We start from the raw sequence: 14171 nt of genomic DNA on the forward strand, positions 1-14171 counted from the left end.
GCCCTGCGCTTCAGGCCAGCCATACACCACAATTGACAATAGCTCCGCAGCCGGTCAGCGTGCCACTGACCTACATGGGCGACGTGAGAACTATTGTTGTCAATCCCTTGGCCCGGCCTGTCGAAGTTGCCGGCAATGCATCGCGGTTATGCTTTGTCATGCGCAAGGATTCCATCGAACACGATCGCTGTGATTTGGCGTGAGAAGTCCTGAAAAGAGCCGCGTTGGGGGTTGTACCATTCGACGGTCCAGTTCAATGCGCCAATCACGAAAAGCCGAATCATGGCCGTGCTGGTGTCCGGTCGCAATTCGCCGCTGGCGAGCGCTGATTCGAACAGCTGATCCCAATAGTCTGCGTAAGCCCGCCGCACGACCCGGTGGCGATTTTTTGCGCTCGTCGGGATTTGGCCATAGATGCGGATGTTGGCCGACGTGAAGTCGCCATAATGCAGCATTCCCCAGAGATGACCTTCAATGCCAGCGGCGATTCGGTCTCGCCAGAGTGCACTTTCGGGAAGAGCCTCAATACGGGTGCGGACGGCATTTGCGACGATGGTGATGCCTTTGTCCAGTACTTGGCCCAGGATCTGCTCTTTAGATTCGAAATGATAGTAGATGCTGCCAGCTTTGACGCCGGCAGCATCCGCTACCGCGCGCAAAGTAGTTGCGGCATAGCCATGATGCCTGAATAGCCGTGCAGCTTCGAGCAACACGCGTTCGCGTGTGGCGGGGCCATCTAGTTCATTTTTGCTGGGCTTTGCGTCTTTATTTGACTTCATATTGACCGTTAGATAGATTTGAAAATACACATCCTATCAAACCTAGCTTTTGTCGAAGGCGCAGCCTCGTGCATGGGCGCGTCGCATGGAGTTATCCAGTGCTTGCATGTGCTCACTTGCCGCCATTGGCCCACTGCCTGAAATCAGGCCTACGTTTTTCCAGGAAAGCGCTCACGCCTTCTTTTGATTCTGCCGTGTCATAGTACAGGCTCAGCGCTTGAAGTCCCAAGCTGCCGATGCCGCGAATGTGCTCGGTGGATGCGTTGAACGAGCGTTTCGCGATCGACAGCGCGGTCGGGCTCTTTTCGACAATTTCCTTACACCAGCGTGCGACTTCGGCGTCGAGTTGGTCGTGGGGCACGACGGTGTTGCACAGGCCCATGGCCAAGGCCTCCTGCGCACTGTAGCGGCGGCACATGTACCACATCTCGCGTGCTTTCTTTTCGCCAACCACATGGCTCAGGTATGCCGTGCCCCAGCCAGGATCGACCGAACCGACTTTGGGTCCGACCTGGCCAAACACCGCTTTTTCCGATGCAATGGTCATGTCGCACAAGGTGGCCAAGACATTGCCGCCGCCAATGGCATAGCCCTGCACGCGGGCGATCACAGGCTTGGGTACGTCACGAATGGCGCTGTGAAACTCTTCCACCGGGATGCCGATGGTGCCCCGGCCGTCGTACTGGCCGGCATGAGCCGACTGATCGCCACCGGTGCAGAAAGCACGGTCACCTGTCCCCGTGAGCACAATGGCGGCGATACGCTTGTCCCAGCCTGCTTTCATGAATGCCTGCAGCAGTTCCTCAACTGTCTGGCCGCGAAACGCATTCATCACGTTGGGGCGGTTGATCGCGATGTATGCCACCGAGTCGCGTTCTTTGTAGATGATGTCCTTGAATTCCATGAATTTTCCCTGTCTGATATTTCAACGTCGCATGCCTGCCGACCGTGCCCAGGCGTTTACCCAATCATGCTGTATCCACCGGACACTGAAAGAACCTGTCCGGTGACATGACCCGCAGCCTTCGCTGAAGACAGGAATACCACCGCATTGGCAATATCCTGCGGGCGTCCCACCTTGCGCAGTGGCAACGCCTTTGCGACTTTTTCCAGTTGCTCCGGCGTAAACATGCTGCTGGCATCGATCCACATGCTGCTTCCGCCCACTTCGTCAGTGGTGCTCGGGATCGTGACGCCGGGGCATACCACGTTGCAGCGGATGCCGTAACGCCCGTTCTCCTTGGCGATCGTTTTCATGAAGCTGTTGATGGCGGCCTTGACGCCGCCATACACTGCTTCACGTGGCTCACCTTGTCGGCTGGCGTCGGAACTGATGGAGACGATGGAGCCAGCATTGCGAGGAACCATGACTTCAAGCGCGGTCTTGGTGCAGTTGAGAACGCCGAGGTAGTTGATGTTAATGATCTTTTGCCACAGGTCGGGGGTCGTCTGCGTGAAGAACATCAACTGGTCCCAGCCGACGTTGTTGACAAGGATATCGACACCACCGAACTTGTCCGTGGCCGCCTTGAACATGGCTTGCACCTGGTCGAGTTCGGTGACATCGGTCTTGATAACCCGCGCTGACGCCGCGCCGCTCGCCAACGCTAGTTCTGCCGTCTTTTGCGCTTGCTTGTCGTCGATGTCCCCGATGGTGATGTTAGCGCCTTCCGCGGCGAAGCCGAGCACGATGCCGCGACCAATGTTCGAGCCGCCACCAGTTACGATGACAGATTTACCTTTTAGATCGAGATCCATATTTGTTACTCCTTACGTTTTTAGCGCCACATTTGGGTGGCTGACACTATAACTGTCAAACGGTAGTTAGCTAAAGTGGCCGGATTCTCCTGGGCTTGGTTGTGGGCGTGGTACCACCTTGGCAACTCGCTGTGCAAAAGTTGCAACCGATCAATTCAAGAGATAGATGAAAATTCGAAAAACAGGCTGGAAAGGGCGTGATCGGTGCGCAACACGCCTGACCGTGCCCTTCCCAACGGATGGTAATTACTGTTTGTTCTTGGCGAACTCGCTGGATTCTTTCTTCACGATTTCCTGGATCACGTCGTCATACGCCGAGAACCAGTCAGTCTGGGGCACCCACTTGGTGCCATCCCACATGTCGATGCGCGTCTTGCCTCCGCCGCCATGATCCTTGGCGGTCACCGTTACGGGGGCGATCAGGCCTTCAGCATCAAAGTTTTTCAGGCTCTCCATACCGCGCTTCATTTTATCAGGCGTGATGGGCCAGCCATTTTGCTTGATAGCCAGGCGAGCGCCCTCAAAAACGCTGGCATACATGGCCAGACCGGTGTTGTAGTATATATCGCTGAGATGCTTGCGGTCCCCGCTACCCTTGCCTTTTTCATACAGATCCTTGATGATTTGCTGGATCAGCGGGTGGCTCTGTCCACCTATCACGTTGGTGCCGCGCTTGAGGCCCTTTGCACTTTCCGCGCCAATGTTAGCGATATCAACTTCGTTGAGCCAGTTCACCGCTATATATTTGTCGATCGGAATGCCGTTGCGTTTCATCTCGCGCGCGGCGACAACATGCATGCTGGCCAGATTCCAACTGACCACCCAATCGGGGTTGATACGGCGGATCTGAGTCCAGGCTGCGGATTGGTCATTGCCCGGCATCGGGTTGGGAATGAGTTGCAAATCAAAACCTTCCTTGGCCGCGAGCGTTTTTAGCACGCCAATCGGCTCCTGCCCGAACGGATAGTCGGGGTAGAGGAATGCGATTTTCACGCCCTTGAGATTGCCGTTGGCCTTGGTTTTGATGTAGTGAATATCGTTGGCCATTTGGCCCCAATAGGTCGGCCCAACAGGAAAAATCCACTTGAAAACATCCCCATCGATCGCATCGCCACGGCCTACAAAAGATTGCACCATCACATTGCTATCCGCCATGGCGCGAGGCAGAACGGCGCGGGAAACCGGCGTGGACAGAAAATCGAAGGTGATGGCGCCTTCACGTTTCATCTTTTCATAGCACTCTATGCCACGCTGTGGCTCGTTGCCCTGGTCTTGAACCAGGATCTCGATGGGGTGGCCTTCGATGCCGCCTTTCTGATTCAATATCTTGGCATAGTCATTCACCGCCTGGGCAATCTGCGGTGTGACAAAGCCGTAAGACTTGCTCAGGTCATAACAAAGCGCGAATTTGATCGGCTGGGCTTGCGCCTGTGCAGACTGCAGACCGGCAAGCGCCAATCCCAGACCTGCCACGATAGAAAGTAATTTGGATCTCATGTCTGTCCTCCCAAGAATCATACAGGTTAAAATAAGTTCGATAGGCACACCGTACAGTGTGCCCAAAGAGTGAACGCGAAACCGGATGTCGACGTAGACAGGGTTTCACCCTCGGTCAGGTCAGCCAGCGCTTGCGCCGGCGATAGTGCTTGATGTCATGGAAATTGTGGCCTTCAGCGCCTCCGAGGTAAAACTCTTGGATGTCTGGGTTTTTCTTCATGGCTTCTGCGTTGTCATGCATCACCACGCGTCCGTTCTCGATTAGGTAGCCATGCGAGACCACGTCCAGCGCGGCAATGGCGTTTTGCTCCACCAGCAGAACAGACAGACCTTCTTCCTTGTTGATGCGCCGGACAATATCAAAAATTTCGGTCACGAGAAAGGGCGCCAGTCCGAGGCTGGGCTCATCAAGCATCAACAGCTTGGGCTGCGTCATCAGGGCGCGACCGATGGCCAGCATCTGCTGCTCGCCGCCTGACAGGTAGCCGGACTGCGCGGTGCGCCGCTGGTGCAAGCGCGGGAAGTAGGTGTAAACCATGTCTTTGTTTCGCAGCATGTCCTCGCGGCCACCGCGAACGGCGGAGGCCGCGATCAGGTTCTCGTCAGGCGTCATGTGTTCAAACACGCGCCGCCCTTCCAGGACATGAACGATACCGAGTTTGACGCGCTCGTGAGGCGCCAGCGCATCGATGTTATGTCCTATGAAACGTACCTCACCGCGGGTTACCAGGCCCCGCTCCGGGCGTAGCAAACCGCTGATCGACTTCAGCGTTGTGCTTTTGCCGGCGCCGTTGGCCCCCAGCAGCGCCACCATACCGCCTTGGGGCACTTCAATCGACACGCCCTTGATGGCGAGCGACACGTGGTCGTAGATGACCTCGACGTTGTTCAGCGACAGCACCGGTGCAAGGTTCGCTGCGGGGTTGTGCATCACCGTCGGGGTGGAAGTCAAATTGTCAGTTGAGTGCATGATGTTATCTTTACTTTCGGGCGTAGCCGAAGGGCCAGACCAGCAGATAGTTGCGCAGGTTCGTGTACATCTTGCCCAGACCCATCGGCTCAACCAGCAGGAACACAATGATCAAGGCACCATAAACCGCATGCGGGATGTGGGCCAGCGTTTCAACGCCGAGCGAGGCACCTGCGAGCTGCGCCAGCCAGCCGATCAGGCTGTTCATCAGGCCCGGCATCAGCAGAATGAAGGCGGCCCCAAAATAGCTGCCGATGATGCTGCCCAATCCGCCGACGATCACCATGGCCAGCAACTCGATCGACACGTTGACAGCGAACTGCTCCGGTGTGGCGGCCCGGTAAAAGGTGAAAATCAGAATGGCGCCGCTGATGCCGCCAATGAAAGAAGAGGTGGCGAAAGCCAACAGCTTGTAGTAAAGGCTGTGCACGCCGATGATTGCCGCAGCAAAGTCTTTTTCACGCACGGCGACGAGCGCGCGGCCAAGTGCAGTGCGGCGCAGATTGAGCATAAAGACTGTTACAAGCAGGCACCAGCCCAGCGCTACGTAATAGAGGCCGGAGTCCGAAGTGACGGCCTGGCCGAGTAAGCGCATCGCGGGTGCTTGCAGCGTGGCCTGGGAGCCACCGCTGATGGCCGGCACGTGGGCGATCACCCAGTCCATCACATATTGCAGGGCTAGCGTGCTGAGCGCCAGGTACAGGCCCTTCACGCGCAGCGCCGCAAAAGCGAAAACGCTGCCGATGATCGCGGCCATCACGCCGCCGAGCACCACCGCAATCTCCCACGGAATGCCATTGCGCGCGCCATGCACCGCTGTGTACGCACCGATACCCATGATGGCGGCATAGCCGAAGTGGAACTGACCGGCCCAGCCCAGGATGAGGTTCAGTCCAAGCGCAGCCGCAGTCCACACCAGCCATGGCAACAGGTGTGTACTGAGGGCGAGAGAACTCATGGTGAATGGCGCGGTTAATGCAAAGGCCAGCAGCAAGCCGATCATCCAGCGATCAGCAGGCAACGGGAAAAGTGCCCGCGCGTCCGCGTAACTAGTGTGAAAAATTCCTGACTGACGAAAAAGCATGGCCTTCAGATCCTTTCAATGTCGTGTCGCCCGAACAGACCGTGGGGCCGAATCAGGATGGTCAGAATCAGCGTCGCGGCTACCACTAGGTCGCGGCTGCCACCGCCAACCAATGGGTCGAGATAGCCTGACGCAACACCTTCAAGAAGCCCCAGTAGCAAGCCGGCCAGAATAGCCCCGCCGATGCTGTCAAGACCGCCCAGAACGGCGACGGTCAAGCCCTTGAGTAAAAGCAGCGCCAGCCCTTGATTGACTCCTTGAACCGATCCCCATAACACACCCGCTGTGGTTGCTATAACCGAAGACATGGCCCATGAAAAAGCCACGCCGCGTTCAACTGAAATGCCAATCGACCACGATGCGATGTAGTCGTCGGAGATGGCACGCAGGACAATGCCGCGGCGCGTATGAAAGAAGAACATTAAGACCAGAAACAGGGCACCAGCAACCAGGGCGCCGACCACGTAGGCGCGATTCAGCAGCACCGGTCCCAGAAACAGCGGGTCGTCGCTGATGCCAATGGACATTGGACGACCTGTGCCGCCCCAGATGGCCATCGTTGTCGCGCGTATAAAGATATCCAGCCCTAATGTCATCATCAGGATCATGATGATGGGACGCCCCGCCAGTCGGCGCAACGCCACCCGCTCAATGCCCATGCCGACGAAAAACATCGTCGCCATCGCCAGTGGGATGGCGGCCCACATCGACAGACCCAATCCATTGGCAATCGCCAGCACTACATAGGCGCCCAGCATTGTCATTGCACCTTGCGCCAAGTTGGGCACCGACGACGATTTGTAGATGAGCACGATTCCCAGCGCCACCAATGAGTACATCAACCCCGACAGTGCGCCATTGATGGCTAATTCGGCAAACAGTGAAAAGTCCATGATTTAAATCTCCTGCACCGAGAGTTGGCGCTCTATGGTGCCGACCTCCCCGGATTCGTATGTGATCTGCGCCTTCATCGTGACCGTTTTCTGGCCGCCGTAGATCGCGTCAATGATAGGTGCATAACGCTCTTCCACCACGTTGCGGCGCAACTTGCGTGTTCGCGTGACCTCCCCATCATCGGGGTCGAACTCCTTGTGTAGCGACACGAAGTGATGCAGTTTCAGTCCGTCCGGCAGGATGCTGTTGACGCGTTTGACCGCTGCCGTGACCAATTCGATCACCTCGGGGTTTTGCGACAGGTCGGCATAGGACATGTAGGAAATGCCCCGTATCTCGGCCCAATGTCCAACCGGTTCCTTGTCGATGCAGATGATGGCCGCCAGCGTCTCTCGACTGCTCCCGAGCACCGCCACATCCTTGATGTACGGACTGAACTTGAGGCGGTTCTCGATGTAGTTCGGGATGTAGCGTTCGCCTTTGGCGGTGTGGACCACCTCCGACAAACGCCCAAGCACCACCACTTGCCCGTCAGGCTCGACATAACCGGCATCGCCCGTGCGCAACCAGCCATCCTTCAGTGCTTCCCGGGTGGCATTTTCAAGTTTGTAGTAACCGGAAAACACACTCCCGGATCGAACCATGATTTCGCCATTGTCGCCGATTTTGACCTCAACCCCCGGCAATGGCCTGCCGACCGTGTGCAGGCGTACTTCTTCGGCGTCCTGCAACGCATTGAAAGCGCTGCTTTCGGTTTGACCATAGAACTGTCGCAATTTCACGCCCAGTGCACGGTAAAAAACAAAAGTATCCTCGCCAATGGCCTCGCCGCCAGTGAAGGCATTTCGCAGACGGGTCAGGCCCAGCTGGTCCTTGATCGGGCCGAAGATTAGCCACTCCCCCAGTTGCCGCATCACACGCTCTTTCAGGCTTGATTTTTTTCCCTCGAGTTTGCGTCGTTCGGCTGCCAGCGCGGAGTTCATGGAAACATCGTAGAGCCATTTCTTGAGCGGCGTCGAATCCTCCATGCGAACCTGGATGGTGGTCAGCATGTTGTCCCAGCTTCGGGGTGCCGCCAAATAGAAAGTGGGCGCGACCTGGCGAAGGTCGTGCAGCACCGTTTCCTGGCGCTCGGGAATGTTGATGGTGAAGTGCAGCGCAATACCGGCGCCTACCGTGATCGCAAAGTCGCCCACCCAGGCCATAGGCAGATAGGCGAGGATGTCCTCGCCGAATGTGAAAGCACCCCCGCGATGGGCGTTGCCAACCCCGGCGAGCAAATTCCTGTGGCTCAGCACCACGCCCTTTGGCTTGCCCGTGGTTCCCGACGAGTGGACGAACACGGCAGGCCCTTCGGGCCGGGCCCGTTCGATTAAGGTATTTCGCAGTTTCGGTTCGGCACGTAAGCGATCTGCCCCAATGGCCTGCAACTTTTCCCACGACACCAGTCCGGAATTCGGATAGCTGGTCAAACCGCGTGGCTCGTCGTAAATGATGTTGCTGATCGCTGCGCCCTGATCGCCCAGATCGAGCACCTTGTCGACCTGTTCCTGATCTTCGGCAAGGACGAAGCGGACATTCGCCTCATGCATGAAGTGATGGATTTCATCGTGCGTGGCGTCGGGGTAGACCGGCATGGCGTACCCGCCCAGCATCCCGGCTGCCAGCATGCCCATGTAAAGCCGGGGCCGGTTGTCGCCCAGCACAAGCAAGGCATCATCGGTGCCAAAACCGAGACTTTCCATTCCGGCTGCGCAAGCGAGCGTGGCATCCAGCATTTGCGACCAGGTGGTTTCCTGCCATATCCCCAATTTCTTTTCTCGCATGGCCACGCGCTTGCCAAGCAATTCGGCGTTGCGAGCTAGAATGCGGATGAGAGTGGTCTCGACACCCAGGTCCCAGGTTGCGGTGTTACCGCCCTTGACGGTGTCAATGTCCGCGTCAGTGCGTTGCATGCGCACCCCCCAGATAGGCCTTGATCACGCGTTCATCCTTCATCACCGCGGAGGGAATCCCGGTTCCGATGGTCTCGCCATAGCTGAGCACCATCATACGATCGCAGATGCCGGTGATCACATCCATGTGGTGCTCGATCAGCAGCACGGTGACGTGGCGCTCGTCACGCGCGTCGAGAATAAAGCGCGCCATGTATTCCTTTTCCTCCTGGTTCATGCCGGCCATGGGTTCGTCAAGAATGAGAAAGCTGGGTTCCGCCACTAGCGCACGTGCGAGTTCGACGCGTTTTTTCAGCCCGATCGGAATGCTGTCCACCAGTTCATCACGCACGCTCTGTAGCTGCAGGAAATCGATGATTTCCTCGACCTTAAGACGGTGCAACATTTCGTCCTTGCGACTCAGCCACCAATATAGGGCGGTTTTTGCTACGCCGGCCTTCATGTGGATGTGGCGCCCAAGCAGGATGTTGTCAAGCACACTCATGCCGTTGAAGAGCGCCAGGTTCTGGAAGGTGCGCGCCACGCCCAAGGTCGCAACCTTGTGCGGGGCCATGCCGGTAATATCGCGGCCATTAAGCGAAATACTGCCGACCTGCGGGGGGAAGAAGCCGGTAATCGCATTGGTCATAGTCGTCTTACCGCTGCCGTTGGGGCCGACAAGACCAAAAATCTCGGCGCGCTCAATGCGCAGATTGACCCCGGTTAGTGCGACCAGACCGCCAAACCGTCGCTCCAGCCCTCGACATTCGAGGACCGGTACCCCTGTTTGCTTGTCACCATGCATGAGAGTCGATCCTTGTTCTTTTAAGATTGGTGGTCTTGATCATTTAAATGCCTTTGACATTGCACTGCCGGTAATCTGCGTGACTGATGACGGCCAAAGTGTGTAGCAAAAAAATTAGTTTTGATCCTAACATTAGTTAGGCAGTTTTTGGTTTACTTGGTTGAATTTAAGCGCGTCCTGAGTGCCATTCTGTACAGGAACAGTTTATTCAATGCAAGGGCTGCTTCGGTGGGGTTATTCTTGAACGTACTGAATAACTGTACCTTGCGCGATTTTGCGTCAACAGTGGCGGAGTCGTAGCCGTGCTCAATTAGCAGTTCGCGGGTGTGCTGGCCAAAGCGCGGAGGTGCGATGTGCACTCGCCCCGGCGTGCGCGACAATTTCACGGGTATGCCAACGGTTTGAACTCCCTCCACCTGCAATACCATGTCTCGATGCAGCGGGTGGGGGTCGGTCAACACCTGCGGAATGGCCCTGACAGCGCCCGCCGGAATGCCGGCGGCCAGCAGTTGGCGGCAAGCCACTCCCCATCCACTAGCAGCAAATGTTTCTCCAACAGGGCGTGCAGCGCGTCGCGCTCCCGAAAACGGTCGGCGTTGGTGGCAAAGCGCGGCTCGTTGGCCATTTCGGGACGGCCGAGGAACTCACACAATTTTTTCCACTGTCCGTCGTTGCCGATTCCTAGGTGTATGGTCCCGGAGAGTCGTGACATTATTCTATCCACCAAGGAGGAAAAATCGTTATGGCAAACATGCTTCATGGCAGCGCCCGCACAACGCCGCGAATTCGAGCCGAGCGCCAAAGGTCGCAAGAAAAGACCGGTGCCCTGGCCCGGCGTTATGGGCTGAGCCGTACGACTGTCATAAAGTGGCGATCCCGCACCACGACCGCAGATGCGCCCATGGGCCCGACGAAGCCCAAAAGCAAAGTGCTTTCACCTGCCGAGGTGGCTGTGATCGTGGAACTCCGAAGAAGAACACTGCTGCCGCTGGATGACATGCTGGGCTGTCTTCGTCAAAGCATTTCAAACCTTCAGGCCGGCCAGAGCGCCAAAGGTGGGTAGGGGAGAAGTCGTGTCCATGGATATTTTTCAGTACGAGCGAGGCAGACCCATTACGTGCTCGGCAATGTGGTTGAGCACCATTTCACGGTTCAGCGGCGCGGTGCGCAGCAGCCGCACCAGACCGTACAGATCGTACATGCCGTATTCCTTGGTGAACCCGTTACCGCCGAAGCACTGTATCGCGCTGTCAACGGCGTGAATGCCGGCCTCGGCCGCAGCGTACTTGGCCATATTGGCAAATTCGCCGGCTGGCAGGCCCTGGTCGAAGGCCCAGGCGGCTTTGACCGCCATCAGCGAGGCCATCTCGACCTCGCTGCGGGCCATCGCCAGCGGGTGCTGCACGCCCTGGTAGGCGCCAATCGGCGTGTTGTTGAACACCTTGCGGTCGTTTGCATAGGCCACGGCCTTCTTCAGTGCAAAGCGGCCAATGCCGGTGCACAGGCCCGACAGGATGATGCGCTCAGGGTTCAGCGTGTCGAACAGGATGTTGAAACCCTTGCCGACCTCACCCAGCACGTCGGCTTCGGTTAGCGCCACGTCGTCGAAGAACACCTGCCACTGCGTCTCGGGCACCGGGAAGGCGACCGGAATCAAGGTCTTGCTGATGCCCTCCTTCTTCATGTCGACCATGAAAATGGTGAAGCCGTCAGTCTTTTTTCTTACGTCGGCGCGCGGCGTGGTGCGCGTCACGACCATGGCGTAGTCGGCACAGTTGGCATCGGTGATGAAGACCTTCTGGCCGTTGAGCCGGAAGCCGCCGTTGCCGTCGGGTTTGGCGATGCTGGTGATCTCGATCGAGTTGGAACCGGCGTTCGGTTCGGTGATGGCGAAGCAGAACTTGATCTCGCCAGTGCAGCCGCCCGGCAGAAAGCGGCGCTTCATGTCCTCGCTGGCGTGCTTGGCCAGCAGGCCCATGGTCATGGTCGGGCCGACCACCAGGTTCAGCAGCGGAATACCATTGTTGGCTAGTCCTTCCATGAACAGCAGCATCTCGGTCATGCCCTGGCCGGCACCGCCATAGGCCTCGGGCACCATGATGCCGAGAAAGCCATCGTTGGTGATCTGCTTGTACAGCTCGGCCGGTGGTTCGCCCTTCTCGGCGTAGCCTCTCCAGTAGTTATGGTCGAACTGCTTCGAGATACGGTCGCCGTACTCGTAGATCATCCGTTGTTCCTGGGTCAGGTTGAAATCCATGAGGTTTCCTTTCTTTATAGTTAGGCAGAAGGGAACTTGGGCGCGCGTTTCTCACGTACCGAGGCCACGCCTTCCTTGGCATCTTCGCCGAGGAAGCACAGCATTTCCATCGCCAGCGAACTCTCGAAAATCGGGCGCGCCATGTTCATCCAGCCGTTAAGCGAGCGCTTGGTGAAGCGGATCGCCTGCTGGCTGCCATTCGCCAGCTTGTTGGCCACGGCCATTGCCTTGTCCATCAGCTCGGCGCGCGGCACGCACAGGCTGACCAGACCGATGCGTTCGGCTTCTTTGCCATTCACGAAATCGGCCGTCAGCAGGTAGTACTTGGCCTTGGCCATGCCGCACAAAAGCGGCCACAGAATCGCGGCGTGGTCGCCGGCGGCGACACCGATTTTGACGTGGCCGTCGGTGACCTTGGCCTCCTCGGCCATGATGCTGATGTCGGCCAAAAAGGCCACCGCCAGACCGGCACCCACGGCCACGCCATTGATGGCCGAGATGATGGGCTTGTCGCAGGCCATCATGTTGTAGACCACGTCAGCAGCCTCTGTCATGGTGTTGGCAATTTCTTTGGGGTTGCCGACCATGTTGCCTACCCAATCCAGGTCGCCACCAGCCGAGAATGCCTGGTCGCCAGCGCCGGTGATGATTGCCACCTTGGTTTTGGGATCGTCGTTGACGACGCCCCAGATCTTGGTCAGCTCCCAATGCAGGCGGCCGTTGGTGGCGTTCATCACTTCGGGACGGTTGATCGTGATGAGCAGCACGCCATTGGGTTTGTGGTCGAATTTGAGGAATTGGAAGTCAGCGTAGTTCATTGAGAGGCTCCTTGAAGAAAATGGGAAGTCGGTTAAAAAAGGGGAAAAAGGGGATAACAAAGATCAGTAATGTCAGCGCAGCTTGGCGCGCCCATTGTTCAGCACGACGACGTTGAGCTCCATAGCCAGGGCCCGGAACGAAGCGACCTTGCCATCCACCCAGACTTCGGTGCGTATCGTTTTGCCGGGATAGACCGGTCACGAAAAGCGCACATCCAGCGACTGCAGGGCGTTTGGGTCGCCAACGCAGACGCTTTGGGTGAGGGCCCAACCGGCAATGCCATAGGTGGCCAGGCCATTCAGGATGGGCCGCTCGAAGCCGGCGGCGCTGGCCACCGCGGGTTCGGCATGCAGCGGGTTGTAGTCCGCCGAGAGCCGGTAGATCAGCGCGGCGCGGCTGGGTTGCGAAATCGACGCTGTGGTTGGCTGCGCGCGTGGGCAACTCATTCACGGTTTTGGCCGGGCCGGTGGGGCCACCAAAACCGCCATCGGCGCGGCAGAAAGTGGTGGAGGTGAGCATCGCCAGAAACTCGCCGCTGGTCGCGTCATGCACCGTGCGCTCGGTATAAACCAACGCGCCCTTGCCCGTGCCTTTGTCGACGATGCCAGCAACCCTGGTGCGCGCGATCACCTCGCCCTCGGGGGCTGGCAAGCGGCGGATGACCAAACCTTGCTCCCCATGCACCAGGCGAACGGCGTCGATGCCCGTGGTCGGGTCTTTCATCCACATTCCAGTGTAGCCCAGGACCACCGGCAGTGTCGGCAGTGCCAGCAGGTTTTTTTCATGGACGAAGCGCAGCTCGGTTTCGTTCAGAGGGTCAGTGCCCAGGCCGACGCCCAGTGCGTACAGCATGGTGTCGCGCTGTGTGTAGCGATGGCGCACGTCCTCGAACGGCCACGCCATCAGCTTGGCGTAGTTGATCGCCATGGTGTGGCTCCGCTTTAGACCGGGTCTCAGGAGAACACGATATTCGAACTCTCCAGTGGATAGAGGTTCTGCTTCATCGCGGGCAGCACGCGCCCGGCGATGGTCTCGAGCGTCCAACCTGCGCTGGTGTGCATGCCGCGGATTGGGCGCGACTGGCCCATGAGGAAAATTTCGTTGCCGTGCACGGCGAAGATCTGGGCCGTGACGTCGGCCGCGGCATCGCTGGCCAGCGGCGCAATCTGTTTGGTGCCGAGTTTTTTTAGCTTTTCCACGCGCGCCTGCTGCTCGGGGGTGTCGGTGGGGATGGCGCCGACCATGCGGCTCCAGGCGAACGGCGAGATGCAGTTGGGGCGCACGTTGTAGCGCTGCATGTCGCCAGCGATGTGGCGTGACATGGCCACGATGCCCAGCTTTGCAGCAGCATAATTGGCCTGCGCTGGGTGCTAC

11 protein-coding genes and 4 pseudogenes are annotated in these 14171 nt (G+C 58.0%); 1 reads left to right on the top strand and 14 read right to left on the bottom strand.

The genetic code is table 11. The annotated features are described in order from the left end of the window. Positions 1–146 precede the first annotated feature (146 nt). The 10 genes and pseudogenes from QOL82_RS23635 to QOL82_RS29320 all read right to left on the bottom strand — a co-directional run bounded on the left by QOL82_RS23635 (position 147) and on the right by QOL82_RS29320 (position 10481). The gene (locus QOL82_RS23635; RefSeq protein ID WP_283444769.1) at positions 147–809 is read right to left on the bottom strand and encodes a TetR/AcrR family transcriptional regulator; all 663 of its coding nucleotides are present in this window, start codon (positions 807–809) and stop codon (positions 147–149) included. An 82-nt stretch (positions 810–891) separates the two neighbouring features. Continuing rightward, positions 892–1683: an enoyl-CoA hydratase-related protein gene (locus QOL82_RS23640; protein WP_283444770.1), complete on the bottom strand. Its 792-nt coding sequence runs from the start codon at positions 1681–1683 to the stop codon at positions 892–894. A 56-nt stretch (positions 1684–1739) separates the two neighbouring features. Continuing rightward, positions 1740–2537 carry an SDR family NAD(P)-dependent oxidoreductase gene (locus QOL82_RS23645; RefSeq protein ID WP_283444771.1) on the bottom strand — a complete coding sequence of 266 codons (798 nt, stop codon included), beginning with the start codon at positions 2535–2537 and terminating at the stop codon, positions 1740–1742. A 246-nt stretch (positions 2538–2783) separates the two neighbouring features. Beyond that, positions 2784–4034 (bottom strand): ABC transporter substrate-binding protein, encoded by a 1251-nt coding sequence (locus QOL82_RS23650; RefSeq protein WP_283444772.1) that lies wholly within the window; start codon positions 4032–4034, stop codon positions 2784–2786. Positions 4035–4149: 115 nt separating this feature from the next. Beyond that, on the bottom strand, positions 4150–4965 hold the full coding sequence (locus QOL82_RS23655; RefSeq protein ID WP_283444800.1) for an ABC transporter ATP-binding protein: 816 nt from the start codon (positions 4963–4965) through the stop codon (positions 4150–4152). Positions 4966–5014: 49 nt separating this feature from the next. Further along, a complete protein-coding gene (locus QOL82_RS23660) occupies positions 5015–6088 on the bottom strand; it encodes a branched-chain amino acid ABC transporter permease (protein ID WP_283444773.1) in 1074 nt (357 codons plus the stop codon). Positions 6089–6093: 5 nt separating this feature from the next. After that, positions 6094–6981, bottom strand: coding sequence for a branched-chain amino acid ABC transporter permease (locus tag QOL82_RS23665; protein ID WP_283444774.1), 888 nt, complete (start codon positions 6979–6981; stop codon positions 6094–6096). Positions 6982–6984: 3 nt separating this feature from the next. Then, on the bottom strand, positions 6985–8937 hold the full coding sequence (locus tag QOL82_RS23670) for an AMP-dependent synthetase/ligase (RefSeq protein WP_283444775.1): 1953 nt from the start codon (positions 8935–8937) through the stop codon (positions 6985–6987). Beyond that, a complete protein-coding gene (locus tag QOL82_RS23675; RefSeq protein WP_283444776.1) occupies positions 8924–9721 on the bottom strand; it encodes an ABC transporter ATP-binding protein in 798 nt (265 codons plus the stop codon). Before QOL82_RS23675 ends, QOL82_RS23670 begins: the two co-directional genes overlap by 14 nt. A 152-nt stretch (positions 9722–9873) precedes the next feature. Continuing rightward, positions 9874–10481 (bottom strand): annotated as a pseudogene (locus QOL82_RS29320) (CoA transferase). On the opposite strand from QOL82_RS29320, the pseudogene QOL82_RS23690 reads away from it, so the two are divergent. Further along, a pseudogene (locus tag QOL82_RS23690) lies at positions 10464–10754 on the top strand (IS481 family transposase); the annotation flags it as partial. The pseudogenes QOL82_RS29320 and QOL82_RS23690 sit on opposite strands and share 18 nt — an antisense overlap. A 57-nt stretch (positions 10755–10811) precedes the next feature. Here the strand turns inward: QOL82_RS23690 and QOL82_RS23695 are convergent. The 4 genes and pseudogenes from QOL82_RS23695 to QOL82_RS23710 form a co-directional block, all read right to left on the bottom strand. Then, the gene (locus tag QOL82_RS23695) at positions 10812–11978 is read right to left on the bottom strand and encodes an acyl-CoA dehydrogenase family protein (RefSeq protein ID WP_283444779.1); all 1167 of its coding nucleotides are present in this window, start codon (positions 11976–11978) and stop codon (positions 10812–10814) included. 20 nt (positions 11979–11998) lie between these two features. Beyond that, complete coding sequence (locus tag QOL82_RS23700; protein ID WP_283444780.1) at positions 11999–12796, bottom strand: enoyl-CoA hydratase/isomerase family protein; 798 nt, start codon at positions 12794–12796, stop codon at positions 11999–12001. 72 nt (positions 12797–12868) lie between these two features. Then, a pseudogene (locus QOL82_RS23705) lies at positions 12869–13724 on the bottom strand (MaoC/PaaZ C-terminal domain-containing protein). A gap of 26 nt (positions 13725–13750) precedes the next feature. Continuing rightward, a pseudogene (locus QOL82_RS23710) lies at positions 13751–14158 on the bottom strand (SDR family oxidoreductase); the annotation flags it as partial. Positions 14159–14171 lie beyond the last annotated feature (13 nt).

It is taken from the genome of Noviherbaspirillum suwonense (assembly GCF_900182955.1).
Taxonomy (GTDB): Bacteria; Pseudomonadota; Gammaproteobacteria; order Burkholderiales; family Burkholderiaceae_D; genus Noviherbaspirillum_A; species Noviherbaspirillum_A suwonense.